A 24692-nucleotide genomic window follows, 5' to 3' on the forward strand; every position below is an offset into this window, starting at 1 on the left:
GTTCAGAGCGGTGTCACGTACGCGTTCGTGATGCCGCCGTCGACGACGAACGCGTTCGCCGTGATGAACGAGGCGTCGTCGGATGCCAGGAACGCGACGGCCGCCGCGAGTTCTTCGGGCTCTGCGAACCGGCCCATCGGCACGTGCACGAGGCGGCGCTGCGCACGCTCCGGGTCCTTCGCGAACAGTTCGCGCAGCAGCGGCGTGTTCACCGGGCCCGGGCACAGCGCGTTGACACGGATGCCCTGGCGCGCGAACTGCACGCCGAGTTCGCGGGTCATCGCGAGGACGCCGCCCTTGGATGCGGTGTACGAGATCTGCGAGGTCGCCGACCCGAGCAGCGCGACGAACGACGCCGTGTTGATGATCGAGCCCTTACCCGCGGGCACCATGTGGCGCAGGGCGGCGCGCGAGCACAGGTAGACGCTCTTGAGGTTGACGTCCTGCACGCGATCCCACGCGGGCAGCTCGGTGGTCTCGATCGAGTCGTCGTCGGCGGGCGAGATGCCCGCGTTGTTGAATGCGATGTCGACCGACCCGAGGTCGGCCGCGACGCCGTCGAACAGCGCGTCGACTGATGCCTGGTCGGCCACATTCACTTCGCGGTATACACCGCCCACCTCGGCGGCGGCGCGCTCACCCGAGGCCGGGTCGAGGTCGGCGATGACGACGCGGGCGCCCTCGGCGGCGAAGCGGCGGGCGGTCGCGAGGCCGATGCCGCTGGCGCCGCCGGTGATGACGGCGACGCGGCCGGCGAGTCGCTGGGTGAGGTCCATGGTGGTGCCTTTCGGGAGAGCAGATGCAGGTGGGAATCAGGTGGCGTAGAAGACGTTCTTGGTCTCGGTGAAGTGCTCCGCGGCATCCGGTCCGAGTTCACGGCCGAGCCCGGAGCCCTTCATGCCACCGAACGGCGTCGTGTACCGGACCGACGAGTGCGAGTTCACCGAAAGGACACCGCTGCGAACACCGCGGGACACGCGGATGCCGCGGGCGAGGTTCTCGGTCCAGATCGAGCCGGCGAGGCCGTAGACGGTGTCGTTCGCGAGCGCGATGGCGTCGGCCTCGTCATCGAACGGCAGCACCGCGACGACCGGACCGAAGACCTCCTCCTTCGCGATGCGGTCCTCGCGTCCGGCGAGGACGACGGTGGGCGGGAACCAGAACCCGTCGCCGGTCGGTGCCGAACCTCGGAACGCGACGTCGGCGCCGTCGACGTATGCCGAGACGCGTTCACGCTGCGCAGCCGAGATGAGTGGGCCCATCTCGGTCGCTTCGTCGTTCGGGTCTCCGACGCGCCACGCGGCGACGGCGGGCTCGAGCAGCTCGAGGAACCGGTCGTACACCGATCGCTCGACGAGCAGTCGGCTACGGGCGCAGCAGTCCTGCCCGGCGTTGTCGAACACCGACCCGGGCACCCCAGCGGCGGCGCGTTCGAGGTCGGCGTCGGCGAACACGATGTTGGCGCTCTTGCCGCCGAGTTCGAGCGTCACCGGCTTGAGCTCGCGAGCGCAGCCCGCGGCGACTTCGGTGCCGACCCGCGTCGAGCCGGTGAACACGACCTTGCGCACGTCGGGGTGCGAGACGAAGCGCTCGCCCACGACGGGCCCGGCGCCCGTGACGACCTCGAACAGCCCCTCCGGCAGCCCCGCCTCGAGGGCGAGGTCGCCGAGTCGCATCGCGGTGAGCGGCGTGAGCTCGGCCGGCTTCAGCACGACGGCGTTGCCGGCGGCGAGCGCGGGCGCGAAGCCCCACGCGGCGATAGTCATGGGGAAGTTCCACGGCACGATGATCCCGACGACGCCGTACGGCTCGAGGTACGTGACGTCGAGGCCGCCGGCGACCGGGATCTGCTTGCCGATGAGTCGCTCCGGGGCGCCCGCGTAGTACTGCAGCACCTGCGCGACGTGCGCCGCCTCCCAGCGCGCCGACCCGACGGGATGCCCCGCCTCGAGCACCTCGAGCTGCGCGAGCTCCTCGGCGTGCGCCTCGACGACGGCTGCGAACCGGCGCAGCGCGTCGGCCCGATCGACCGGGGCGAGCGCCGCCCAGCCGCGCTGCGCCGCGACGGCCCGCGCGACCGCGGCATCCGTCTCGGCGATCGATGCGGCCGGCACGTCGCGGATCGCGGCGCCGGTCGCGGGATTCAGGACGGTGTGGACGCTCATGCGGGGACTCCCCGCTTCGACACCGCGTAGGCATCGGCAGCGGCGACGAGGCCGAGGAACAGGCGTCGGTCGGCCGAGTTCTCCTCGGGATGCCACTGCACGGCGACGAGGTAGTCATCGCCGGGCGTCTCGAACGCCTGCACGAGGCCGTCGTCGGTCCGCGCCGTCACGACGAGGCCGTCACCGACCCGGTCGACGCCCTGGTGGTGGTAGCTGTGCACCCCGAACGGGCCCGCGCCGAGGAGGCCGGCGAGCTTGGTGTCGGCATCCACCTCAACGGTGTTCTCGGCGAAGACGCCGCCGCCGATGCGGAACCGCTCGGTGCCGAGCGCCTCGGGCAGGTGCTGGTGCAGCGTGCCGCCGAAGGCGACGTTGATGAGCTGCAGGCCGCGGCAGATCCCGAACACCGGGATGCCGCGCTCCCGCGCACCCGCGAGCAGCGCGAGTTCCCACGCGTCGCGGTCGGCGCGGGCGGGGTCGGTGAGCGGATGCCGCTCCGCTCCGTAGAGCTCGGGCTGCACGTCGAGGCCGCCGGTCAAGATGAGGCCGTCGAGTCCGTCGAGGACGGCTGCGGCCGCGGCATCCGGGGACGGCTGCGGCGGGAGCAGCACCGCGACGCCACCCGACGCGGTCACCGAGTCGAAGTATTGCTGCGGCAGGAAGCTGGCGCGCACGTCCCAGACGCCCTGCTTCGCCTGCTCGAGGTAGGTGGTGAGGCCGATGACCGGGCGGCGGAGGTCAGAGTCGTTCGAAGCCACGGATGCGCTCCCAGTCGGTGACGGCCGCGTCGTAGGCCTCGACCTCGATGCGCGCCTGGTTCAGGTAGTGGGCCACGACGTCGTCGCCGAACGCCGCGCGTGCCACCTCGGATTCCGAGAACAGCTGGGCCGCCTCGCGGAGTGTCGTGGGCAGGTGCGCGACATCGGAATCGTACGCGTTGCCGGTGAGCGGCGCGGGCAGCTCGAGCTCGTGCTCGATGCCGTGCAGGCCGCCCGCGATGATGGCCGAGATCGCAAGGTACGGGTTCACGTCGCCGCCGGGCACCCGGTTCTCGACGCGCAGTGAGTGGCCGTGCCCGACGACGCGGAGCGCGCAGGTGCGGTTGTCGATGCCCCACGCGACGCCGGTGGGCGCGAAGGTGCCCTTGGCGTAGCGCTTGTACGAGTTGATCGTCGGCGCATAGAGCAGCGTGAACTCGCGGAGGGTGGCGAGGATGCCGGCGATCCAGTGCTCCATGAGCTTCGAGAAGCCGTACTCGCCGTCACCCGCCATGACCGCGGAGCCGTCGTTGCCGCGCACCGAGAGGTGGATGTGGCAGCTGTTGCCCTCGCGCTGGTCGAACTTCGCCATGAAGGTGAGGGACTGCCCATGGGCGTCGGCGATCTCCTTCGCGCCGTTCTTGTAGATCGTGTGCTGGTCGGCGGTCTCGATGATCTCGGCGTAGCGGAACGCGATCTCCTGCTGGCCGTCGTTGCACTCGCCCTTCACGCCTTCGCAGTAGAGCCCGGCGCCCTCCATGCCGCGGCGGATGTCGCGCAGCAGCGGCTCGAGCCTGGTGGTGGCGAGCAGGTTGTAGTCGACGTTGTAGTCGGTGGATGCCGTCAGGCCCTGGTACCGCTTCGCCCAGGCATCCCGGAACGAGTCGTCGAACACGATGAACTCGAGCTCGGTGCCCGAGAACGCGACGAGGCCCTTCTCTGCGAGTCGATCACGCTGCGCCTGCAGGATGCCGCGGGGCGACTGCACCACGGGCGAGCCGTCGACGTACAGCAGGTCGGCGATGACGAGCGCGGTCGCCGGCTGCCACGGGATGCGACGGAGCGTTTCGATGTCGGGACGCAGCATCATGTCGCCGTAGCCCTTGTCCCAGCTCGACATCGCGTAGCCGTCGACCGTGTTCATGTCGACGTCGACCGACAGCAGGTAGTCGCAGACCTCGGCGCCGTGCTTCCCGACCTCGTCGACCCAGAAGCGGCCCGCGACGCGCTTGCCGACGAGGCGGCCCTGCGCGTCGGGGAACGCGACGATGACCGTGTCGATCTCGTCGGCGGCGATTGCTGCTTCGAGCTGCGCGGCGGTCAGGTTGCCCGGCATCCGATCACTCCTTCGCGGCGGCGGGTGCCGCTCTGTAACGAGAAACTTACATCCCAAAGGTAGACAGGGCATACCAATAGCGTCCACACTCTTCGCAAGGCGCGGCCAGCGCGCCCACCCGAGAGCGCACGCGCGCCGCCCAACGGCGCACATGCGCCGACCCGTAGCCAGGAGGTCGTATTGTCCGATCAGCGCTCCACCACACAGAAGGTCGCCGGGGTCAGCTACGCCCGAGCCGGTGACGGGTACTTCGAGAAGCGCACGCTGAAGCGGTCGGCGGGGGTGTGGGGACTCTGGGGCCTCGCGGTCGCCGCCGTCATCTCAGGTGACTTCTCGGGCTGGAACTTCGGCATCGGGTTCGCCGGCTTCGGCGGCATGCTCATCGCGTTCGCGCTGCTCGTGCTCATGTACTACGGCCTCACCTTCTCGATCGGCGAGATGGCCGCCGCGATGCCGCACACCGGCGGCGCATACTCGTTCTCGCGTTCCGCGATGGGGCCCTGGGGAGGGCTCGCAACCGGCCTCGCCGAGACGATTGAGTACGTCGCGACCACCGCGGTGGTCGTGTACTTCTCGGGCGCGTACGCCGACCAGGCGCTGTTCCTGCTGACCGGCATCAGTCTGCCCGGCTGGGTCTGGTGGCTCATCCTGTACGCCCTGTTCATCGCCCTGAACACCGCGGGCGCCGCGATCTCGTTCACCTTCGCGATCGTCGTCTCGGTGATCTCGATCGGCATCATCGTCGTATTCGGCGTGATGGCACTGTTCTCGGGCGCGTTCAGCTGGGCGTCGCTGTGGGACATCGCACCGAACCCCGACGCGGTGGGCGCCTCGACGTTCCTCCCCGAGGGCTTCGGCGCCATCCTGTTCGCGCTGCCGTTCGCGATGTGGTTCTTCCTCGGCATCGAGGAGCTGCCGCTCGCGGCAGAGGAGTCCCGCAACCCGAAGCGCGACATCCCGCGAGCCGGTCTCTGGGCACGCGGCACGCTCATCGTCACCGGCCTCATCGTGCTGTTCATCAACACCGGTGTGCTCGGCGCCGAGGTCACCGGCGCATCGCTCGAACCGCTGCTCGACGGGTTCAAGGCGTTCCTGCCGCCGCAGGCCGCCGCGATCCTGGCGCTGCTCGCCCTCATCGGTCTGCTCGCCTCGCTGATGGGCATCATGTTCGCCTACGGACGCAACATGTACTCCCTGTCGCGCGCCGGGTACTACCCGCGCTGGCTGTCGCTCACCGGCAAGGCGCAGACCCCGTGGGTCTCGCTCACCGTCGGTGCGGTCATCGGATTCATCGCGCTCGTGATCGTGCAGGCAGCCGGCGGCGACGCCTCACCGGCCGGTGCCATCGTGCTGAACATCGCGGTGTGGGGTGCGGTCGTCGCCTACTTCCTGCAGATGCTGTCGTTCATCATCCTGCGCAAGAAGTTCCCCAACGCGGAGCGGCCGTACAAGAGCCCGTGGGGCCTGTTCGGCGCCTACTCGGCGGCGATCATCGCCGCGATCGTGTTCTTCGGGCTGCTGTTCAACCCGACGTACCTGCTCGCGATCGTCGCGATCATCGCGGTCTACGCCGTGATCTTCCTCGCCTTCGCCTTCTACGGGCGCCACCGCCTCGTCCTCTCCCCCGAAGAGGAGTACGCCCTCTCGGGCGGCGAGCACGGCAACCCGCAGGAAGAGGGCTACGACGCGATGGAGGCCCAGGTCTTCGGCGACAAGTAGGCAGTGCGTGGAGGGCCGGGGCTTCGCGCCCCGGCCCTTTCGCCTGTGTCGGGTGCGTCGGTGGCCCGCGCGCGGATGCAATGGATCAGGCCCGACACGCCGGGCTGAGCCGAATGGATGCCGCGTGTCGCGTGGCATCCATTGCAATCGTGCTCGGGGCCGATGAACGCGAAGAGGGCCGGATGCCCCTCCCCACTCCCACTCCACCCGTCGCTATGCGACGCGCGGAGCCTCTGGGAGCGTGGGCCCAGGCATCCGGCCCTCTGTCGTTCAGGTGCTTACGACCCGGCGATCATGTCGGGGCTCGCGGTGATCTCGCCTGCGGCGCCCACGCCGACCGCTTCGCGGCCTTCCTGGCGGGTCGTCTCGAAGGCGAACTTGCCGGCCTCGACGTCGACCTTCACGTGGTCACCGGCGTTCAGCTCACCTCGCAGAATCCGCTCGGAGAGCTGGTCCTCGACCTCGCGCTGCATCGCGCGACGCAGCGGGCGGGCACCGAGCGTCGGGTCGAACCCGATCTCGATGAGCTTGTCCTTCGCGGCATCCGTCAGCGCGACCGTCATGTCACGGTCGAGCAGACGCTCGCTGAGTCGCTTCGTGAACAGCGTCACGATCTGGCGCAGCTCGTCCTTGTTCAGCTGCGGGAACACGATGACGTCGTCGACGCGGTTGAGGAACTCGGGCTTGAAGTGGCGCTTCAGCTCTTCGTCGACCTTGCCCTTCATCCGCTCGTAGGTCGTCTGCGAGTTGCCCTCGACCTGGAAGCCGACCGGGCCACCGGCGATCGCCGACGAACCGAGGTTCGTCGTCATGATGATCACGGTGTTCTTGAAGTCGACGACGCGGCCCTGACCATCGGTGAGGCGACCCTCTTCGAGGATCTGCAGCAGCGAGTTGAAGATGTCGGGGTGTGCCTTCTCGATCTCGTCGAACAGCACGACCGAGAACGGCTTGCGACGCACCTTCTCGGTGAGCTGGCCGCCCTCTTCGAAGCCGACGAATCCGGGAGGTGCACCGAACAGCCGCGAGACCGTGTGCTTCTCACCGAACTCCGACATGTCGAGGGAGATCAGCGCGCCCTCGTCGTCGAAGAGGAACTCGGCGAGCGCCTTGGCGAGCTCGGTCTTACCGACACCCGTGGGTCCGGCGAAGATGAACGAACCCGAAGGACGGTTCGGGTCCTTGAGACCGGCGCGCTGGCGGCGGATCGTGCGGGAGAGCGCCGCGATGGCCTCCTCCTGCCCGATGACGCGCTGGTGCAGCGCCTTCTCCATGAAGACGAGACGGCTGGTCTCCTCCTCGGTGAGCTTGAACACGGGGATGCCGGTGGCCTGCGCCAGCACCTCTGCGATCAGACCCTCGTCGACGATGGCGTGGGATGCCACGTCGCCCGAGCGCCACTGCTTCTCGAGGCGGAGGCGCTCTGCGAGCAGTGACTTCTCTTCGTCGCGGAGCGCGGCGGCCTTCTCGAAGTCCTGCTCCTCGCTCGCCGCTTCCTTGTCCTCGCGGACCTTGGCGATCTTCTCGTCGAACTCGCGCAGCTCGGGCGGGCTCGAGAGGATCGACAGGCGCAGGCGAGCGCCGGCCTCATCGATCAGGTCGATCGCCTTGTCGGGCAGGAAGCGGTCAGAGACGTAGCGGTCGGACAGGTTCGCCGCGGCGACGATGGCGCCGTCGGTGATCTGCACCTTGTGGTGCGCCTCGTAGCGGTCGCGCAGCCCCTTCAGGATGTTGATCGCGTGGGGCAGGCTCGGCTCGGCGACCTGGATCGGCTGGAAGCGGCGCTCGAGCGCGGCATCCTTCTCGAAGTGCTTGCGGTACTCGTCGAGCGTCGTGGCACCGATCGTCTGCAGCTCGCCGCGGGCGAGGAGCGGCTTGAGGATCGAGGCGGCGTCGATCGCGCCCTCGGCGGCACCGGCACCCACGAGGGTGTGGATCTCGTCGATGAACACGACGATGTCGCCGCGGGTGCGGATCTCCTTCGTGACCTTCTTCAGGCGCTCTTCGAAGTCACCGCGGTAGCGGGATCCGGCGATGAGCGAGCCGAGGTCGAGCGAGTAGACCTGCTTGTCCTTCAGCGTCTCGGGCACCTCGCCCTTGACGATCGCCTGCGCGAGACCTTCGACGACGGCGGTCTTGCCGACGCCGGGCTCGCCGATGAGGACGGGGTTGTTCTTCGAGCGGCGCGACAGGATCTGCATCACGCGCTCGATCTCCTTCTCGCGCCCGATGACGGGATCGAGCTTGTTGTCGCGCGCGGCCTGCGTGAGGTTGCGGCCGAACTGGTCGAGCACCGCCGAACCGCCCTGCGCGGAGGCCTGCGCCTGCTCGCCGGCTCCCGTGGCGACGCCCGCGGGCTCCTTGCCCTGGTAGCCGCTGAGCAGCTGAATGACCTGCTGGCGCACCTTGTTGAGGTCTGCGCCCAGCTTGACGAGCACCTGGGCGGCGACGCCCTCACCCTCGCGGATGAGGCCGAGGAGGATGTGCTCGGTGCCGATGTAGTTGTGGCCGAGCTGCAGCGCTTCGCGCAGTGACAGCTCGAGCACCTTTTTGGCGCGCGGCGTGAACGGGATGTGACCCGTCGGCTGCTGCTGGCCCTGGCCGATGATGTCCTGGACCTGCTCGCGCACGGCGTCGAGCGAAATGCCGAGCGACTCGAGGGCCTTGGCGGCGACGCCCTCGCCCTCGTGGATCAGGCCGAGGAGGATGTGCTCCGTGCCGATGTAGTTGTGGTTCAGCATCTTCGCCTCTTCTTGGGCGAGCACCACCACGCGACGTGCACGGTCTGTGAATCTCTCGAACATCGTCCCCTCCTCCTACTGACGCACCGATGGCGTCGTATGTAGAGGCTAACGAGCAGAGGATGCCGGTATGCCCGTGTTCGCCGTGGGCATACCGGCCCGCGTGCGGGGTGCCCGATGCGAAGCGCGGCGGGGTTCGGCATGCGCGCGGACGAGATCTTGACGAGCACCCACACGAGACCATATCGTTTCTCAATAACAACGATTTTCGATATGGGGATGCCATGACGCTGATGAAGACGGGCCGTCGGGCCAAGAGTGCGACGCTCACCGCGGTGATCGCGGCGGCGACGGTCGCGGCTGCGGTTGCCCTGCTGGTGGCCGCGTGGTTCGTCTCGGATGTCGTCACGACGACCTTCGCGGTCGAGGTGCCGTATGCGGGACCCGCAACCGAGATCGCCGGCCTCACCGGCAGCGCGGCGCCGTCGGTGGCGCAGTACGGGACCGCCGTCATCTGGAGCGACGAGGCGCTCGTCGGCCCGCGGACCCTCAGGGCGGTCGCGATGGCGCTGCCGTTCGTCGTCTTCGTCGCCGCCTGCGGTCTGGTCGTGCTGCTGGCCGTCCGCGCCGGCGCACGGCGGACCTTTACGCGCGCCGTCCCAGTCGGCGTCGCCGCCGTGGGCGTGCTGTCGATCGCGGTGTCGGTCGTCGTGCCGTGGGCTGCGCGCCTCGCCGACGCGACCGCCGTCGCGGCGCTGGGATACCCGACAGACGGGGCGACCGCTTCCCATTGGGTGTCGCCACCGGTGTTCGATGTGCTGCCCGACGGCGACTGGGTGCTCGCCGCCTTCGGCGTCCTGCTTCTCCTCGTGGCGACTCTCGCGGTGCGCGCGGGCCGGCTGCAGCGCGACACAGAAGGACTGGTGTGACGTGATCAGTGGATGGGCTCTCATCGTGGGCGGACTCCTCGTCGCCGCTCTGGTGGCAACGATCGCCGCCCTGGCACTCGCGGCCCGCCGCTCGCGTCAGGACGACGATCCGACGGCCCTCGTGCGCGCAACGCAGATCGTCGGCTACGTATGGGCGGGAGCGTCGGCGATCGGCGCGGTCGTGTCGCTGTGCGCCGTCCTGCTCACTCCGCAGGTGAGCATCACGATGCCTATCCAGCAGTTCTGGCCGCAGCTGCCCGCGGGCGTGGTCGTCGACAGCGGCACTGCGACGCGTGCCGCAGGCGGGTTCGAAGCCGTGACGCTCACGCTCGACGGGCTGAGCGTCGGGGCACGGGTGACCTGGGCGATCAGCGAGATGCTCGGGTGGGTGATCTCGGGTGCCGTCGCCGCCCTCGTCGCGGTCGCCTGCGGCTCGATGAGAAGCGGCAACGCGTTCGCGCCGGTCGTCGCGCGCACGGCATCCGTCGCCGCCGTGATCGTCGCCGGCGGCGGCATCGTGCGGGAGATCCTGCGCGGCATTTCCGGCAGCATGGCCTCGAGTGAGACGTTCGAGACCACGGGCGGCTCCTGGACGGACATTCCGGGGATCGAGAGCCCATTCGAGGCCTGGATCCCGCAGTCGACGTTCCTCGTTGAGATCCCGTTCTGGCCGATCGCCGCCGGGCTCGCGCTCGCCGCCCTCGCAGCGATCTTCCGCTACGGGTCCCGCCTGCAACACGATGTGAAGGGGCTCGTGTGAGTCCGGCCGAGGACGACGAGCTCACCGGCATCCACTGTCGGCTCGATGAGCTGCTCGCTGCACGCGGCATGACCCTGACGCGGCTCTCCGAGATCGTCGGGGTCTCGGTCGTCAACCTCTCGGTGCTGAAGAACGACCGCGCTCGCGCGATCCGCTACTCCACCCTGTCCGCGATCTGCCGCGCCCTCGACTGCGAGGTCGGCGATCTCCTCGTCCGGGCGGAGTAGGCGCCCCCGCTACCCGATCGGGAGGGGCTCGGCGTCGACGAGGCCGCCGAGGGTGAGGGTCGCGGTGTCGTCGACGTCAGCGCCCTCGGGGAGCATCGCGACGGTCAGCTGCGGGGCCATGTCCATGGTGCACACCTGCTCGAGGTCGGGCTTCGCGAACCGCACGACGACGGATGCCGCGGAGGGCACGCTCACGTCCTCGATGACGGGCACGCAGGACGACGATCCCCACGTGAGGATCGCGACGGCATCGTCGTCGAGCCAGCCCGCCGACGGCGTGAACTCCTCGACCGGACCAGCCGTGTACGGGTCGAGGTCGACATCCGCGTACGCCTCGCCCATCGACACCTGCACCTCGACCTCGGCGGACGCGTCGATGCCCGAGGGCACCGGCACGGCGAGCGGTCGCGGCACGAGGTCGTCGGTGCACCCGTTGGCATTCGCGTCGGCGAGCTCCACGACGAGCACCCCCGCGTCGGCCTTCGCGTCCACCAGCGTCGGGACGCAGCTCGAGCTGCCGTAGGTGACGAGCGCGATCATCGAGCCGCCGTTCAGCCACGCGGCATCCACTTCCCAGTCCGACAGCGGCGGCGCGCCACCATCCGGCACGGACGACGGCGCGTCGCCGGGGGCGGCGGGAGTTGCGCAGCCGGTGAGGGCGGCGATGAGCAGGAGCGTTCCGCCGAGGGCGGCGGTGAGACGGGGTCGCATGGGGAGGTTCCTTTCGCGGTCACCCTCAGAGTGTCGGCACGCGTCGGACCGTCTCAGATCACTGGAGCGCCGACGTCAACCGTGCGAGGTTGTCGAGCACGATCGAGCGGAGCGGTCGCTTCTCCCATTCCTCGATCGTGAGCTCGCGCGACATCCTGCGGTACTGGTCCTCGACGTCGCGCAGCTGCTCGACGAACTCCTCGCCGCGCACCAGCATCGTCACCTCGAGGTTGAGACCGAACGAGCGCATGTCCATGTTGCTCGACCCGACGACGGCGACACCGTCGTCGATCGACATCGACTTGGAGTGCAGGATGAACGGCCGCTTGTACATCCAGATCTTCACGCCGGTGTTCAGCAGCTGCTCGTAGTAGCTGCGCTGCGCGTGATAGACCATCGCCTGGTCGCCGACCTCCGACACGAACAGCTCGACCTCGACCCCGCGGTGGCACGCCGTCTGGATCGCGAGCAGCAGCGCCTCTTCGGGCACGAAGTACGGGCTGACCATGACGATCTTGTGTTCGGCGGCGAAGATCAGGCTCGTGAACAGTTTGAGGTTGTTCTCATACTCGAAGCCGGGACCGCTCGGGACGATCTGGCAGTCGAGGTCGCCCGATCCCGGCGCGCTGACGAACTCGTTGTCGGCGTCGAGGATCTCACCCGTCTCGCCGAACCAGTCCGACAAGAAGACGGCGTTGATGGATGCCACGATCGGGCCGTCCACTCGCGACATGAGGTCAACCCAGTGCAGGCCGCGCTTGATGTTCTTCTTCAGGTTGTAGCTGGAGTCGGTGACGTTCTGCGAGCCGAGGAAGGCGAGATCGCCGTCGATGACGAGGAGCTTGCGGTGGTTGCGGAGGTCGGGTCGCTGATACTTGCCACGGAGCGGCTGCACCGGGAGCATGAGGTGCCACTGCGCGCCCATCCGATCGAGGCGCTTCAGGGTCTGCTTGTAGCGGGGCTTCCAGCGGTTCGCCCAGTGGTCGAGCAGCACGCGCACCGTGACGCCGCGCTCCGCGGCACGCTCGAGTGCGGCGAAGAAGCCGTCCGTCGAGGCATCCGACTGGAGGATGTAGAACTCGACGTGGACGTACCGCTTCGCGTCGTCGATCGCGGCCGCCATCGCGTCGAGGCTCGCCTGGTAGTCCGAGATGAGGTGCGCACCGTTGTCGCCCGCGATCGGCATGGCGCCGAGGGTGCGGTTGAGCTGCACGAGCTGGGTGAACCAGGTCGGAGCGCCCGGTCGCAGCGTGCCGAAGGTGATCGAATCGGTCGCCTCGCGGAGCGCGTTGTTGATGGCCTCCTGCTGCTTCCGGCGCTTGCGCGGCAACCTCGGATTGCCGATGAGCAGGAACAGGAAGATGCCCACGAAGGGGATGAAATAGATCGCGAGGAGCCATGCCATCGCGGCGGTGGGGCGACGGTTGCGCGGGACGACGATCACGGCGACGACGCGGACGATGATGTCGACGACGAGCACCAGGATCGGCCACCAGACCCAGATGCTGTCCATACCGTCCCCCGAACGTCTCGCAGCCCGCCGTCAGGCGGTCAGACGGATGTGTCGCCGCGCGGCGCGAGTCCGCGCTTGGCGCGCTCCTCGGCTTCGACCTTCGCGTAGGCCTTCCGCTCGTTGCGGTCCATGCGCAGGATGCTCCGCAGTACGAAGATCAGGAGTCCGAGCACGACGACCGTCGGCAGCAGCGCCCACAGATAGTCCATGCGTCCATCGTATCGCCCGGGGGTCTGGGGGTTCTCCGGCGGGCGATTCTCCCCACGCGGCGGCCCGCAACGTTCTGCACAATCGACGCCAGCCGGCAACGCTCCCGAGCCCGGGGACTTACGCTCCCACGACCACCCGCTCCCCCGCACGCTCGACGCATGTCGATGATCGTGAGAGCGGCGGATGCCGCGCACCTGCTGTCCCTGGTCCCCCATCTGCTCGGCTACACGCCGACGCAGAGCCTCGTCGTCATCCCGATGGCGCGCGGCCGCAGCCTCGGCGCGATGCGCGTCGACCTCCCGCCCGACGACGTCGACCTCGACCCGGTCGCCTCGAGCGTGATGGGCATGGTGTGCCGCATCCCGCAGGCCGATGCGGTCGTCGTGGTCGTGTACACCGTGGCATCCACTCGGCAAGGACTCCCAGAGGCCGACCTCGTCGAGGCGTTGCGGCGCTCGGCCGACGCGTGCGGGCTGGCGGTGACCGACGCGCTCACCGTCGCGGGCGACGGCTGGGGGTCGCACCTTTCAGCGGATGGCGTGCGTCCGATGTCCGAACTCGACGAGCGGATGCCGCCGGGCGACCAGGCCACGGGCGCCGACCTCCCGGCGGCTTCGCCGGCGCTCGTGGCAGGCGTGGCCGCCGCGACGGCGTCGGTCGAGGCGGCGCTCACGGTGCTGTGCGGCATCCCTTCGGTGGGAGATTCCGCGGCCCGCATCGACCCGGCCGCGCTCGAGGCGGCGTGCGCGCTCGACGACCTGCCGGCGCTGTTCGAGGACGCGCTGGGCTGGGACGCCGCCGCCCTCGACCCGATGCACGCGGCGGTGCTGCTGTGGTGCCTGATGCGCCCGTCGCTTCGCGACGTCGCGCTCGTGCAGTGGTCGAGCGACCGCGCCGGTGGCGACCGCGCGCTCGACGCCCAGCGGCGCTGGGAGGACGGCGAGGACTACCCCGCCGACCTCGCCGAGGTCATGTGGGGCGAGGGCAGTCGACCCGACCCGGCGCGGCTCGAGCAGGCGCTCATGCTGGTCCGCCACGTCGCCGCCGTCGCCGACCGCGCGCAGACACCTGGCCCGCTCGCGACCGCCGCGTGGCTCTCGTGGGCGCTCGGCCGATCGACGCACGCGGGACGGTTGGCGGATGCCGCGCTCGACGTCGACAGCCGCCATGGCCTCGCCGACATCGTGCGGTCGTTCGTCGCGGCATCCCATCTGCCCGACTGGGCGTTCCGGCGGTGACTGCTCTCTGACGGCTACTTGACCAGCGGGAAGAGGATCGTCTCGCGGATGCCGAGGCCGGTGATGGCCATCAGCAGGCGGTCGATGCCCATGCCCATGCCGCCGGTGGGCGGCATGCCGTGCTCGAGCGCGCGGAGGAACTCCTCGTCGACGCGCATCGCCTCATCGTCGCCCTTCGCGGCGAGCTTCGCCTGCTCGACGAAGCGCTCGCGCTGGATGACCGGGTCGACGAGCTCGGAGTAGCCGGTGGCCAGCTCGAAGCCACGGATGTACAGGTCCCACTTCTCGACGACGCCCGCGATACTGCGGTGCTCGCGCACGAGGGGCGAGGTGTCGAGGGGGAAGTCCATAACGAACGTCGGCCGCTCGAGGCCGCCCTTCACGAAGTGCTCCCACAGTTCCTCGACGAACTTGCCGTGCGTCGCGATCTTCTCGGGCACCTCGACGCCGACCTCCGCCGCTAAGGCGGCGAGCTCGGCGACCGGCGTCTCGGGAGTGATCGCGCGCCCCGCGGCATCCGAAAGGGACTCGTACATCGAGATGCGGTCCCACTGCCCACCGAGGTCGTACTCGGTGCCGTCGGCCCAGGTGACCGTCGTCGAACCCGACACGGCGACCGCGGCCTGCTGGATGAGCTCCTGCGTCAGATCGGCGATGCCGTTGTAATCGCTGTACGACTGGTACGCCTCGAGCATCGCGAACTCGGGGCTGTGCGTCGAGTCGGCGCCCTCGTTGCGGAAGTTACGGTTGATCTCGAACACGCGGTCGATGCCGCCGACGACGGCGCGCTTGAGGAACAGCTCGGGCGCGATGCGCAGGTAGAGCTCGGTGTCGAACGCGTTCGAATGCGTCGTGAACGGTCGGGCCGCGGCGCCACCGTGCTGCACCTGCAGCATCGGGGTCTCGACCTCGAGGAAGCCGTGCGACTCGAACGTGCGGCGCAGCGACGCGTTGACCTTCGCACGGGCGACGACAGTCTCGCGGGCGGTGTCGCGCACGATGAGATCGAGGAAGCGCGAGCGGACGCGGCTCTCCTCACTCAGCTCGGAGTGCAGGTTCGGCAGCGGCAGCAGCGCCTTCGCGGCGATCGCCCAGTCGGTGACCATGATCGACAGCTCGCCGCGGCGGCTCGAGATGACCTGGCCGGTGACCGACACGTGGTCGCCGAGGTCGACGAGGTCCTTCCACGCCTGCAGCGACTCGTCGCCCACCTCGGCGAGCGAGACCATCGCCTGGATGCGGCTGCCGTCGCCCGCCTGCAGCGCCGCGAAGCAGAGCTTGCCGGTGTTGCGGCTGAAGACGATGCGGCCCGCGACCGAGGCCGTCACGCCGGTCTCTTCGCCCGCCTCGAGCGACGCGTAGCGCTCGCGCAGGGCGGGGATCGTGTCGGTGACGGGGACGGCGACGGGGTAGGCACCGCCCGCGGCATCCGCTCGCTCGGCGAGCAGACGCTCGCGCTTGGCGAGACGGACGGCCTTCTGCTCGATAACGTCCTCTTCGGTCGTCTCGGCGGGCACGGGCGCGGGCGCGTCGGTCATGGGGGAAAGCTCCTCGGGGGTAGGCCCCAAAGTCTACCGGCGGGTGCCCGGGCGAATTCCGGGCGGATGCCGCGCGATGCGCGTGCGCGGTCGTCGCGATGCGCGTGCGCGGATGCAATGGATCTAGGGCGACACGCCGCCGTGGCGGCGCTCGGCCCCGGCGCGTCGCCTCAGCGGCATTGCATCCGTGCAGGGGCGACCGCGCCGCGCAGGGGCGACCGCGCCGCGGGGGGCGACCGCGCCGCGGGGGGCGACCGCGCCGCGGTGCGGCGTCAGCGGCGGGGCGTCCAGCCGGGCGGCAGGGGTCGACCACCGGCGACCTCGTCGGCAGCGGCCGACCAGCCCTGCGCGGCATCCATCCCGTCGAAGCCGCCGCGCGCGACGCGGAAGCCGACGTCGTCGTGCGTCGTCCGCGGGCCACTCCCCCGGCGGACGCCGGCGCGCACGCTCCACGCGTCGTCGGCGTACCCGCCGCCGCGGAAGACCCGGTACTCGTCGTACCGCTCGGGGTCGAGGAAGTCCCAGCACCACTCCCACACGTTGCCGAGCGTGTCGAAGAGGCCGTGCAGATTCGGCAGCTTGCCGCCGACCGGCTGCGGTGCCGAGACGCCGTCGGCCGCGGTCCAGGCGACGTCGGCGAGCGGACCGTAGTGCGGACCGGTCGAGCCAGCGCGGCACGCGAACTCCCACTCCGCCTCGGTCGGCAGGCGGTACCCGTCGCTGTCGACGTGCCAGCGAACTTCTTCGCCGTCGACCGTGTACGCCGCGTCGAGCCCTTCCCACTCCGACAGCGCGTTGCAGAACCGCACCGCGCGCTGCCAGCTGACCTCGACCGCAGGACGCCGGGGATTGGATGCCGCGACCCCGAGCACCTCGCCGAGCTGCTCCTGCGTCACGGGGTAGACGCCCATCTCGAACGGCTCGAGTGTCACCGTGCGACGGGTAGAGCGGCGGGCGTCGTGCAGCGTCACGTCGCCGCCCGGGATGCGGGCGAGCTCGACGTCGCTCACGGCTCGACCGACGTGCTCAGCGCCCGGTCGACCGTCGTGTGAACGAGCGCGGAGAGGTACCTGCCCGGCTCGTCGACACCGGCGGTCGCGAGCAGCGCCGAGGCCTGGCGAACGATCGACGCCGAGAACTCGGTCGCGGTGGCGATCGCCTCGCCGTACGCGGGCCGGTCGCGGTCGGCGACGACGACGGGCTCGCACCCCATCTCGACGGCGAGCGCCTGGGCGATCGGGAGCACCGCCGCCGGCGCGGTCACCGCGGCGTACGCGCCCTGCAGCGCGCGCAGGTCGGTCGACGTTCCGGTGAACGCGATCGCGGGGTGAATGGCGAGCGGAATCGCGCCCCGCGTCGCGGCGGGCGCGAGCACCGCGAGTCCCTGCGCCGCGTCGGTGTGCAGCACGAGCTGCCCGACCTGCCAGGCGCCGAGGTCGGCGAGGCCTGCGACGAGCGCCTCGAGCTCGTCCGAGGGCACCGCGATCACGACGAGCTCGCTGCGGCGCACGACCTCGTCGGCGGTGAGCGTGGGCACACCGGGCAGCATGGCCTCGAGTCGGTCGGCATCCGACCCGGCGGTGATCCCGGTGAGCAGGTGCCCCGCGCCGGCGAGCGCGGCCGCGACGACCGGGCCCACCCTGCCGCCGCCGATGACCCCGACGCCGAGACGGCCGTCACGCATCGCGGCGCTCCTCCGGGGTGGCACCCACCGGCGGAATCTGCTCCGCGGCGGCACCGGATTCGAAGGATGTCACCGGATTCGGATCGATTTCTGGTTCTCGTCCGACTCCGGTGGAAATCTCCGAATCCGATACGGGAGTGGATGCCGCGGGCACCGTCTCAGGCGCGAAGGCGGATGCCGCAGGCGCAGGCGCAGGCTCCGACGCAGGCGCGGCCTCGACCGCCACGGCGTCCACAGCCGCAGCCGCGACGACGGCGGCATCCGTCGTCGCCTGCCAGAGCGCGAGGGCGTCGGCGCGGTCGAGGTGGTTCACGTCGCCGGAGACGGGTCCGAGGACGGTGTGGCCGGTGACGTTCGCGAGGCCCAGCCGGCGGTCGAGCGGGCCCTGGTCGATGCGCACGGACTGCAGCCGCGCGAGCGGGAGCAGGACGAGCTTCGGCCAGATCCGTCCGCGCCGGATGAGCAGCGCTTCGGGCAGGAGCCGGAAGCCGTTCCGGCGGTACGACAGGGGCCCCAACCACCGGGCACGGCGCGGCGAGACGGTGTAGCCGTCGCCCTGACGCGGGCCGAACATGCCGCCCTCGAGCATCGCGGCATCCACCGGCACGGTCGGCAACAGCAACCGGACGACGCGCTCGACATCGTCGCGGCTGCCGATCGGCAGCACGTCGAGGTTCTGCGCGGCCGACGCGTCGGTCGACGAGCGACCCGAGACGCGATTGACGCGCACCTTCCACCAGCCGCCCAAGCGCCACAGCACCGGCTGCCGGATGTCGACGGCGTGCACGCGGCCGGGCGGGAGCGTCTCGGTCACGGTCGTCAGCAGGCCGAACGTGATGCGCACGCCGGCTGAGGTCGGCGCGATCGAGTACCGCACGGTGCGGACGAACTGACGGATCGCGTACGTGCCGAAACCGATCGCGGCGGGGATCGAGGCGCCGAGCGCGGCGAAGAGCCACTGCGGCTGCAGGACCAGCCCGACGATCACCGCAGCGATCAGCGCGAGGAAGACGAGCGTGGAACCCGAAAGCAGGTTCGCGAGGATCAGTCGCGACAGCGGCACGCGCACGATCGACTCGGGCGCCGAATCGGTGTCGTCCACGCCGTCGACGATCTCGCCGAGCCCTGCCGAGATGCGCCCGACGGTGCCCTGCGGAGCGGATGCCGCGGCCTGCTGACGCTCACCCGTGCGACGCCCCGAGGCGAGGCGGAGGATGTCGCCGCGGATGGTCTCGGCGTTCGACGTGGAGAGGTACTCGAGCTTCACGTTCGAATCGAGGCCGGCGCCGACGACCTCGAGCTTCGCGAGCCCGACGAGCCGCGCGAGCGCGGGACGGGTCAGGTTCACGCCCTGCACGCGGTCGAGCGGCGCGCGGCGGTGCGTGCGGAACAGGACGCCGCTGCGCACCTCGACGTCGTCGTCGGTGATCCGGAAGGTGTGGAACCGCCACGACACCCAGAACAGCGCGATGATGACGATGAGCAGACCCAGCGTGATCCCGATCGCCGGGAGGGCGACGTTGTTCTCGATGACGAAGTCGACCGGGTTGCCATCGTCATACCCCGAGCCCTGCGGCAGGAAGATTCCGATCAGCCGGTCGCGCAGGTTCGCGACGAGGATGCCGAGGATGACGAGCAGCGTCAGTCCACCGCGCAGCAGCGGTGACAGCGGGTGCATCCGGTGCCACTCGCCGTCGACGAGGCCGGACTTGACGACATCCTGCGGCGGGGCTGCGGTGCTCGGCTCGATGCCCTGCGGATCGCTCACAGGCCGGTCCGCCGGGTCTCCGCCACCTCGATGAGCGCGTCGCGCAACCACTCGGCGTCCGCTTGGGGCAGCCCCGGGATGGTGACCCCGGTCGCCGCCGCGGCGGTGACGAGCTTGAGCTGCGCGATGCCGAGACCGCGGTCGAGCGGGCCGTGGGTGATGTCGACGAGCTGCAGGCGACCGTACGGAACCGCGACCATCCGCTGCCACAGGATGCCGCGGCGGAAGACGAGGTCGTCCTCGCGGAGCTGGTAACCGATAGATCGGGCCTGCCGCGGCACGAACAGCATCGGCAGGAGGAAGACCACGAAGGCGATGCCGCCGGGAATCCACGCCCAGTCCTGCTCCATCACGAGGACGAGCACGAGCGTCGCCGCTGCGACGACCGCGAGCCAGAAGAGGTAGCCGAGCACCTGGCTCAACACGTACTTCGGCGAGATCTGGTGCCAGGCGCTGTCGCCGATCGACAGGCGATTCGGATGCCGCGGCTCCACGAGCTGCGGGAACGTGTCGCTCTGCGGCTTGTCGGCGACGGCCCGGGGCTCGTCGGCGACGGCCTGCGAGGCGTCAGTCGAGGTGGGAGAGGCCGAGTCCGGGCTCATCGGGTCCGGGTTGCTCGTCATCGTCGTCCTTCCGGATCGTGCAGAGGTGTTCCGCGACCAGGGCGGCCGCCACGAGGACGACGCCGCTCACGAGTGCGGCGATCACCGCACCCGTCGAGCCTAACGACGGAGTGACCGGTCGGGTCAGTGCGAAGACGAGCAGGCCGCCCGCGAAGCCGGTGACGAGCGCACCGACGATGCTCGACGCCTTCGCGAGCATCGCGATGCGGAGCGCGCGGAACGGGTCGACGCGGCCGGACGCACCGGTGATCGCGCGGCGAATCGGGATGGCGACGGCGACGACAGCGACACCCAGGAGAACGAGGAAGACGGGGAGCAGCACCGAGGGGGTGAACGTCGGTGCGCCGGCGCTCGTGAGCAGCTGGTCGACGAGGAATCCGACGCCACCGGCGATCACGGCAGACACGATGAGGGTGAGCGGGCTGGTGCGCTTCACTGCGTCCCTTCCTCGTCCGCATCCCCCTCGTGGAGACGGGCGCGCAGCTCGGCGACGGCGCCGACACCCGGCAGCACGGCATCGGGGTCGATCGTGAACCACGGGTCGAGCACGAAGTCGCGCTCGGCGGCGCGCGGGTGCGGCAGCGTCAGCGCGGAGTCGTCGCTGCGCACGTCGCCGTAGGCGATGAGGTCGAGGTCGAGGGTGCGACTCCCCCAGCGCTCACGTCGTTCCCGTCCGTGCCGCGCCTCGATCGCGTGGAGGAAGCCGAGCAGCACGCTCGGGGCGAGGCGCGTGTCGACGATCGCGACGGTGTTGAGGTAGCGCGGCGCCTCGTCGTCGGGGCCGTCGAGCGTGAGCGCGACCGACTCGATGGGCTCGGCGGCGGCGACGAGGTCGGTGAGCGGCATCCGCTCCAGGTCGGCGAGCGCCGCGGTCATCGTCGCGGCACGGTCGCCGAGGTTGGCGCCGAGCGCGATCACGGCGCGCGTCGACGGTCCGGGCGCCCGGTGCTCGGCGTCCAGCGTTTCGGTGAGGCGGCGGCTCACGCCGGCTCCCGCGTCCGCCGGATCGTCACCGAGACGTCGCCGAACGGCACCTCGATCGGTGCGCTCGGCTTGTGGAGGGTCACCGCGACGGCATCCACGATCGGCCAGGCGAGCGCCGCGTGCGCGATGCGCTCGGCGACCGTCTCGAGCAGGTTGGCCGGTTCGCCGGCGAGGATCGCGGCCACCTGTTCGGCGAGCTCGCCGTAGTGGACGGTGTCGAGCACGTCGTCGCTCACCGCCGCCGCACGGGTCGACAGCGAGAGAACGACGTCGGCAATGAATTCCTGTCCCTCGCGCCGCTCGTGCGCGTAGACCCCGTGGTAGCCGAACGCCCGGATGCCGGTCAGCGTGATCTCGTCGCTCATCGTGGGCCCTCCCATGCGCCCTGCACCGCGAGCGCGAGTCGTGTCGCCGCGACGTCGTGTACGCGGACGGCCCAGACTCCCGTCTGCGCGGCGAGCACGCTCGTCACCGCGGTCGCGAGGTCGTTGTCCGCCTCGTCGTCGAGCTCGATACCGGCACGGGATGCCGCGACCGCCAACATCCGCTTGCGACTGGTACCGACAAGCACACGGCGGCCGTTCGTGAGCGCAGCGAGACCCCGCACCACTTCCCAGTTCTGCTCGGGCGTCTTGCCGAAGCCGAAGCCGGGGTCGACGACGATCCGTTCGCTCGGGATGCCGGCCTGCCGGGCCGCCTCGACACGGTGGCCGAGCTCACCGGTGACCTCGGCGACGATGTCGTCGTACTGCGCGGTGACGTACATGTCCGCGGAGTGTCCACGCCAGTGCTGCAGGACCACGTCGGCGTCGAGGCCTGCGACCGCGGCGAGCATGTCGGGGTCGGCGAGGCCGCCCGACACGTCGTTGACGATCCGCGCACCGGCGGCGACGGCCGCGACCGCCGTCGACGCGTGCATCGTGTCGATGCTGACGGTCGCCCCCGCGCCGGCGAGGCGTTCGATGACGGGGAGCACGCGGCGCTGCTCCTCAGCGGCGTCGACGCGCTCCGCGCCGGGGCGGGTCGACTCGCCGCCCACGTCGAGCAGGTCGGCGCCGTCCGCCAGCAGTCGCAGTCCGTGCGCCACCGCCGCGTCGTGGTCGGCGTAGCGCCCGCCGTCGCTGAACGAGTCGGGCGTGACGTTGACGATCCCCATCACGAGGGTCACGCGGCACCGCCGGTGAGGAGGGCGATCACCTCGGCGCGCGCGGCCGGTTCGGTGAACTCGCCGCGCGCGGCGATCGTGACGGTGGATGCCGCGCTCTGCCGACCACCGCGCATCGTCACGCACTCGTGCACTGCGTCGAGCACGACGAGCACGCCGCGGGTGTCGAGCGAGCCCGCGAGCGTGTCGGCGATCTGCTCGCCGAGGCGCTCCTGCACCTGAGGGCGGGCGGCGAGGATGTCGATGACGCGAGGGAGCGCGCCGAGCCCGACAACCTGCTCGCCCGGGAGGTACGCGATGTGCGCACGACCGGCGAACGGCAGGAGGTGGTGCTCGCACACCGAGCGGAACCGGATGTCGCGGAGCATCACCGCACCCGAAGGGAGGGTGTCGGGCGCCGGTCCGCGCGACACCGAGATGGTGTGCGCGAGCGGGGCCGCGGCATCCTCACCGACACCGGCGAAGAACTCGGCGTACGCCTCTGCGACGCGTTCGGGGGTTGCCCGGAGCCCCGGCCGATCGGGGTCTTCCCCGATGGCCACGAGCAATTCGCGCACCAGCACCGATACGCGCTCGTGATCGACCGCCATGACTCAGTCCTTACGCGGTTGCGGGACGCGTCTGCCCGGCCTGACCGGGCTGTCGCGCGGGCGCCGTCTCGGCCGCGGGCTGCTCGGCGGCCGCGTTCGCGGCGACCGGCGCCTCTTCGCGGCGCGGCACCTCGACGGGCGGCAGCGTCGACACGGGGCGCTCGCTGCTCGAGAGCCACTGCGGGCGCGGCGGCAGCTTCTGCACGTCCTTGAAGATCTCGGCGAGCTCGAGGTGGTCGAGCGTCTCCTTCTCGAGCAGCGCGAGCGCCAGCGCGTCGAGGATGTCGCGGTTCGCGTTGATGACCTCGTAGGCCTCGTTGTGCGCCTGCTCGATGAGCCCGCGCACCTGGGAGTCGACGCGCTCGGCGATGCGCTCGCTGAAGTCGCGGCCATGGCCCATGTCGCGGCCCATGAAGACCTCACCCGACGACGAGCCGAGCTTCACGGGACCCACGTCGGTGGTCATGCCGTACTCGGTGACCATCTTGCGGGCGATGCCGGTGGCCTTCTCGATGTCGTTCGACGCACCGGTGGTCGGGTCGTGGAAGACGATCTCCTCGGCGACGCGGCCGCCCATCGCGTAGGCGAGCTGGTCCTGCAGCTCGTTGCGGGTGACCGAATACTTGTCGTCGAGCGGCAGCACCATCGTGTAGCCGAGCGCCTTGCCGCGGGGCAGGATCGTGACCTTCGTGACCGGGTCGGTGTGGTTCATCGCCGCGGCGGCGAGGGCGTGACCGCCCTCGTGGTACGCGGTGATGAGCTTCTCCTTGTCCTTCATCACGCGGGTGCGACGCTGCGGACCGGCGATGACGCGGTCGATCGCCTCGTCGAGGGCGCGCATGTCGATGAGCTGCGCGTTCGAGCGTGCCGTGAGGAGCGCTGCCTCGTTCAGGACGTTGGCGAGGTCGGCACCGGTGAAGCCGGGGGTCTTGCGGGCGATGACCGCGAGGTCGACCGAGGGGGACAGCGGCTTGCCGCGGCCGTGGACCTCGAGGATCTTCTGGCGACCCTTCAGGTCGGGAGCGTCGACGCCGATCTGCCGGTCGAAACGGCCCGGGCGCAGCAGCGCCGGGTCGAGGATGTCGGGGCGGTTGGTCGCTGCGATGACGAGGACCGAGACCTTCGGGTCGAAGCCGTCCATCTCGACGAGCATCTGGTTGAGCGTCTGCTCGCGCTCGTCGTGCCCGCCGCCCATGCCGGCGCCGCGGTGGCGACCGACGGCGTCGATCTCGTCGATGAAGATGATCGCGGGCGAGTTCTCCTTCGCCTCCTTGAAGAGGTCGCGCACGCGGCTCGCGCCGACGCCGACGAACATCTCCACGAAGTCCGAACCCGAGATCGAGTAGAAGGGCACGCCCGCCTCGCCGGCGACGGCACGGGCGAGCAGGGTCTTTCCGGTTCCGGGAGGGCCGTACAGCAGCACGCCCTTCGGGATGCGGGCGCCGACGGCCTGGAACTTCGCCGGGTCCTTCAGGAAGTCCTTGATCTCCTGCATCTCTTCGATGGCCTCGTCCGAGCCGGCCACGTCGACGAAGGTGACCGTCGGGGTCTCCTTCGTCACGAGCTTCGCCCGCGACTTGCCGAACTGCATGACCTTGCTGCCGCCGCCCTGCGCGCTCGACATGAGCCACCAGAACAGGAGGCCGAGCAGCAGCAGCGGGATGATCAGCGAGAGCACGCCGCCCCAGATGCTGGGCTGCGGCACGACGTCGTTGAAGCCGTCTTTCGGGGCTGCGGCATCCACCGCGGCGACGATCTCGTCGGCACGCTGCGTCAGGTAGTAGAACTGCACGGTGTTCGCGCCTTCGAACGCCGTGCTCAACTCGAGGTCGACCCGCTGGTTGTCGTCGGTCACGGTGACCTTCGACACGGTGTCACCGTCGAGGAGCTCAAGGCCCTGTTGCGTCGTGATCTGCTTCGCTCCGGTGAGGCTCGAGATGAGCGACATACCGACGATGAGCAGCACGGCGACCAGCAACACGTAGATGAGCGGGTTGCGCGAGAGCTTCTTGACGTTCATGGTCCGATCAGGC

24 protein-coding genes are annotated in these 24692 nt (G+C 70.1%); 5 read left to right on the forward strand and 19 right to left on the reverse strand.

Annotated elements, in window-relative coordinates; all coding sequences use genetic code 11:
- Window positions 1-2 precede the first annotated feature (2 nt).
- Genes QNI14_RS05175 through QNI14_RS05190 form a run of 4 tightly spaced genes read right to left on the reverse strand, consistent with a single transcriptional unit; the run spans window position 3 to window position 4259 of the window.
- Complete coding sequence (locus QNI14_RS05175; RefSeq protein ID WP_283715332.1) at window positions 3-776, reverse strand: 3-oxoacyl-ACP reductase; 774 nt, start codon at window positions 774-776, stop codon at window positions 3-5.
- Window positions 777-812: 36 nt separating this feature from the next.
- The gene (locus tag QNI14_RS05180) at window positions 813-2165 is read right to left on the reverse strand and encodes an aldehyde dehydrogenase family protein (protein WP_283715334.1); all 1353 of its coding nucleotides are present in this window, start codon (window positions 2163-2165) and stop codon (window positions 813-815) included.
- Complete coding sequence (locus tag QNI14_RS05185) at window positions 2162-2923, reverse strand: gamma-glutamyl-gamma-aminobutyrate hydrolase family protein (protein ID WP_283715336.1); 762 nt, start codon at window positions 2921-2923, stop codon at window positions 2162-2164. Before QNI14_RS05185 ends, QNI14_RS05180 begins: the two co-directional genes overlap by 4 nt.
- Window positions 2904-4259, reverse strand: coding sequence for a glutamine synthetase family protein (locus tag QNI14_RS05190; protein ID WP_283715338.1), 1356 nt, complete (start codon window positions 4257-4259; stop codon window positions 2904-2906). The genes QNI14_RS05185 and QNI14_RS05190 overlap by 20 nt, the downstream gene beginning before the upstream one ends.
- A gap of 180 nt (window positions 4260-4439) precedes the next feature.
- Between QNI14_RS05190 and QNI14_RS05195 the strand changes: the two genes are divergently transcribed.
- Window positions 4440-5978, forward strand: a complete 1539-nt coding sequence (locus QNI14_RS05195; RefSeq protein WP_283715339.1) for an amino acid permease — start codon at window positions 4440-4442, stop codon at window positions 5976-5978.
- Window positions 5979-6256: 278 nt separating this feature from the next.
- Here QNI14_RS05195 and QNI14_RS05200 read toward each other — a convergent pair whose 3' ends face one another.
- On the reverse strand, window positions 6257-8782 hold the full coding sequence (locus tag QNI14_RS05200) for an ATP-dependent Clp protease ATP-binding subunit (protein WP_283715340.1): 2526 nt from the start codon (window positions 8780-8782) through the stop codon (window positions 6257-6259).
- A 221-nt stretch (window positions 8783-9003) separates the two neighbouring features.
- Here QNI14_RS05200 and QNI14_RS05205 point away from each other — a divergent pair, with 221 nt between their 5' ends.
- From QNI14_RS05205 to QNI14_RS05215, 3 genes are read left to right on the forward strand one after another with little or no spacing between them, the layout of a single operon-like run.
- Window positions 9004-9648, forward strand: a complete 645-nt coding sequence (locus tag QNI14_RS05205) for a hypothetical protein (protein ID WP_283715341.1) — start codon at window positions 9004-9006, stop codon at window positions 9646-9648.
- Window positions 9649-9673: 25 nt separating this feature from the next.
- Window positions 9674-10408 carry a hypothetical protein gene (locus tag QNI14_RS05210; RefSeq protein WP_283715342.1) on the forward strand — a complete coding sequence of 245 codons (735 nt, stop codon included), beginning with the start codon at window positions 9674-9676 and terminating at the stop codon, window positions 10406-10408.
- Window positions 10405-10635, forward strand: a complete 231-nt coding sequence (locus QNI14_RS05215; RefSeq protein WP_283715343.1) for a helix-turn-helix domain-containing protein — start codon at window positions 10405-10407, stop codon at window positions 10633-10635. The genes QNI14_RS05210 and QNI14_RS05215 overlap by 4 nt, the downstream gene beginning before the upstream one ends.
- Before the next feature lie 9 nt (window positions 10636-10644).
- On the opposite strand, the gene QNI14_RS05220 is transcribed toward QNI14_RS05215, so the two are convergent.
- Genes QNI14_RS05220 through QNI14_RS05230 form a run of 3 tightly spaced genes read right to left on the reverse strand, consistent with a single transcriptional unit; the run spans window position 10645 to window position 13068 of the window.
- Window positions 10645-11346, reverse strand: coding sequence for a hypothetical protein (locus tag QNI14_RS05220; RefSeq protein ID WP_283715344.1), 702 nt, complete (start codon window positions 11344-11346; stop codon window positions 10645-10647).
- Between the two features lie 58 nt (window positions 11347-11404).
- Window positions 11405-12859 carry a cardiolipin synthase gene (gene cls / locus QNI14_RS05225; RefSeq protein ID WP_283715345.1) on the reverse strand — a complete coding sequence of 485 codons (1455 nt, stop codon included), beginning with the start codon at window positions 12857-12859 and terminating at the stop codon, window positions 11405-11407.
- Window positions 12860-12897: 38 nt separating this feature from the next.
- Window positions 12898-13068, reverse strand: a complete 171-nt coding sequence (locus tag QNI14_RS05230; RefSeq protein ID WP_283715346.1) for a hypothetical protein — start codon at window positions 13066-13068, stop codon at window positions 12898-12900.
- Between the two features lie 159 nt (window positions 13069-13227).
- Here QNI14_RS05230 and QNI14_RS05235 point away from each other — a divergent pair, with 159 nt between their 5' ends.
- On the forward strand, window positions 13228-14307 hold the full coding sequence (locus tag QNI14_RS05235) for a DUF4192 family protein (protein ID WP_283715348.1): 1080 nt from the start codon (window positions 13228-13230) through the stop codon (window positions 14305-14307).
- 14 nt (window positions 14308-14321) lie between these two features.
- Here QNI14_RS05235 and lysS read toward each other — a convergent pair whose 3' ends face one another.
- The 11 genes from lysS to ftsH all read right to left on the reverse strand — a co-directional run bounded on the left by lysS (window position 14322) and on the right by ftsH (window position 24679).
- The gene (gene lysS / locus QNI14_RS05240; protein ID WP_283715349.1) at window positions 14322-15845 is read right to left on the reverse strand and encodes a lysine--tRNA ligase; all 1524 of its coding nucleotides are present in this window, start codon (window positions 15843-15845) and stop codon (window positions 14322-14324) included.
- Between the two features lie 272 nt (window positions 15846-16117).
- Window positions 16118-16855, reverse strand: a complete 738-nt coding sequence (locus tag QNI14_RS05245) for a formylglycine-generating enzyme family protein (protein ID WP_283715350.1) — start codon at window positions 16853-16855, stop codon at window positions 16118-16120.
- Window positions 16852-17529, reverse strand: coding sequence for a DUF2520 domain-containing protein (locus QNI14_RS05250; protein WP_283715352.1), 678 nt, complete (start codon window positions 17527-17529; stop codon window positions 16852-16854). Before QNI14_RS05250 ends, QNI14_RS05245 begins: the two co-directional genes overlap by 4 nt.
- Window positions 17522-19297, reverse strand: a complete 1776-nt coding sequence (locus tag QNI14_RS05255) for a PH domain-containing protein (RefSeq protein WP_283715353.1) — start codon at window positions 19295-19297, stop codon at window positions 17522-17524. Before QNI14_RS05255 ends, QNI14_RS05250 begins: the two co-directional genes overlap by 8 nt.
- Entirely contained in the window at window positions 19294-19920 is a 627-nt protein-coding gene (locus QNI14_RS05260) for a PH domain-containing protein (RefSeq protein WP_283715354.1), read from the reverse strand. The genes QNI14_RS05255 and QNI14_RS05260 overlap by 4 nt, the downstream gene beginning before the upstream one ends.
- Window positions 19865-20356, reverse strand: a complete 492-nt coding sequence (locus QNI14_RS05265) for a DUF3180 domain-containing protein (RefSeq protein ID WP_283715355.1) — start codon at window positions 20354-20356, stop codon at window positions 19865-19867. Before QNI14_RS05265 ends, QNI14_RS05260 begins: the two co-directional genes overlap by 56 nt.
- Complete coding sequence (gene folK / locus QNI14_RS05270) at window positions 20353-20904, reverse strand: 2-amino-4-hydroxy-6-hydroxymethyldihydropteridine diphosphokinase (protein ID WP_283715356.1); 552 nt, start codon at window positions 20902-20904, stop codon at window positions 20353-20355. The genes QNI14_RS05265 and folK overlap by 4 nt, the downstream gene beginning before the upstream one ends.
- Window positions 20901-21269 (reverse strand): dihydroneopterin aldolase, encoded by a 369-nt coding sequence (gene folB, locus QNI14_RS05275; RefSeq protein WP_283715357.1) that lies wholly within the window; start codon window positions 21267-21269, stop codon window positions 20901-20903. Before folB ends, folK begins: the two co-directional genes overlap by 4 nt.
- Window positions 21266-22072 (reverse strand): dihydropteroate synthase, encoded by an 807-nt coding sequence (gene folP / locus QNI14_RS05280; protein WP_283715359.1) that lies wholly within the window; start codon window positions 22070-22072, stop codon window positions 21266-21268. Before folP ends, folB begins: the two co-directional genes overlap by 4 nt.
- Complete coding sequence (gene folE / locus QNI14_RS05285) at window positions 22069-22659, reverse strand: GTP cyclohydrolase I (RefSeq protein ID WP_283715361.1); 591 nt, start codon at window positions 22657-22659, stop codon at window positions 22069-22071. Before folE ends, folP begins: the two co-directional genes overlap by 4 nt.
- Window positions 22660-22669: 10 nt before the next feature.
- Window positions 22670-24679 carry an ATP-dependent zinc metalloprotease FtsH gene (gene ftsH / locus QNI14_RS05290; protein WP_283715362.1) on the reverse strand — a complete coding sequence of 670 codons (2010 nt, stop codon included), beginning with the start codon at window positions 24677-24679 and terminating at the stop codon, window positions 22670-22672.
- Window positions 24680-24692: the final 13 nt, after the last annotated feature.

This window comes from Microbacterium dauci, from assembly GCF_030065535.1.
Taxonomy (GTDB): domain Bacteria; phylum Actinomycetota; class Actinomycetes; order Actinomycetales; family Microbacteriaceae; genus Microbacterium; species Microbacterium dauci.

Excerpts from the sequence above, each read along its gene's own strand:
- QNI14_RS05175 (WP_283715332.1), bottom strand. The coding sequence starts at position 776 with ATGGACCTCACCCAGCGACTCGCCGGCCGCGTCGCCGTCATCACCGGC.
- QNI14_RS05180 (WP_283715334.1), bottom strand. The coding sequence starts at position 2,165 with ATGAGCGTCCACACCGTCCTGAATCCCGCGACCGGCGCCGCGATCCGC.
- QNI14_RS05190 (WP_283715338.1), bottom strand. The coding sequence starts at position 4,259 with ATGCCGGGCAACCTGACCGCCGCGCAGCTCGAAGCAGCAATCGCCGCC.
- QNI14_RS05200 (WP_283715340.1), bottom strand. The coding sequence starts at position 8,782 with ATGTTCGAGAGATTCACAGACCGTGCACGTCGCGTGGTGGTGCTCGCC.
- QNI14_RS05205 (WP_283715341.1), top strand. The coding sequence starts at position 9,004 with ATGACGCTGATGAAGACGGGCCGTCGGGCCAAGAGTGCGACGCTCACC.
- QNI14_RS05220 (WP_283715344.1), bottom strand. The coding sequence starts at position 11,346 with ATGCGACCCCGTCTCACCGCCGCCCTCGGCGGAACGCTCCTGCTCATC.
- cls (WP_283715345.1), bottom strand. The coding sequence starts at position 12,859 with ATGGACAGCATCTGGGTCTGGTGGCCGATCCTGGTGCTCGTCGTCGAC.
- QNI14_RS05230 (WP_283715346.1), bottom strand. The coding sequence starts at position 13,068 with ATGGACTATCTGTGGGCGCTGCTGCCGACGGTCGTCGTGCTCGGACTC.
- QNI14_RS05235 (WP_283715348.1), top strand. The coding sequence starts at position 13,228 with ATGTCGATGATCGTGAGAGCGGCGGATGCCGCGCACCTGCTGTCCCTG.
- lysS (WP_283715349.1), bottom strand. The coding sequence starts at position 15,845 with ATGACCGACGCGCCCGCGCCCGTGCCCGCCGAGACGACCGAAGAGGAC.
- QNI14_RS05250 (WP_283715352.1), bottom strand. The coding sequence starts at position 17,529 with ATGCGTGACGGCCGTCTCGGCGTCGGGGTCATCGGCGGCGGCAGGGTG.
- QNI14_RS05260 (WP_283715354.1), bottom strand. The coding sequence starts at position 19,920 with ATGACGAGCAACCCGGACCCGATGAGCCCGGACTCGGCCTCTCCCACC.
- folB (WP_283715357.1), bottom strand. The coding sequence starts at position 21,269 with ATGAGCGACGAGATCACGCTGACCGGCATCCGGGCGTTCGGCTACCAC.
- folE (WP_283715361.1), bottom strand. The coding sequence starts at position 22,659 with ATGGCGGTCGATCACGAGCGCGTATCGGTGCTGGTGCGCGAATTGCTC.
- ftsH (WP_283715362.1), bottom strand. The coding sequence starts at position 24,679 with ATGAACGTCAAGAAGCTCTCGCGCAACCCGCTCATCTACGTGTTGCTG.